The organism is Pseudomonas sp. PME37.24/006 (assembly GCF_055556635.1).
The window spans coordinates 1-266 of record NZ_JBVHNL010000139.1 but is presented as its reverse complement, the minus strand read 5'-3'; the positions used below and the strand labels follow the sequence as shown (position 1 = coordinate 266).

At 77.8% G+C, this 266-nt stretch carries 1 protein-coding gene; it reads right to left on the bottom strand.

All coding sequences use genetic code 11. The features are described from left to right. On the bottom strand, window positions 1-266 hold a 266-nt coding region (locus tag ACZ3GY_RS24150), incomplete at both ends, for an FtsX-like permease family protein (protein WP_465912293.1).

Here is a 266-nt window from a genome sequence, read left to right as displayed (position 1 = left end):
GGCTTCGGGAGCGCACTCGTGACCATCGCCGGCAGCAGCATCGCCGCGGTGAGGGCGGCGGCGAGCACGCCGACGACGAGCCCGCCCGCGACACTCGCCGTCGCTTCACCGACCCGGAGACGGCGGCGGGCGGTGGCATCCAGTCCCGCCGCGCGCAAGGAGGCGGCCTCGGTCCGGCGAGAGCGTCGCGCAGCCGCGCCGGCGGCGGCGAGCCCGGCGAGCGCGAGCACCGCCATTCCGGCCGCACCGCTCCACAGCATCACGAC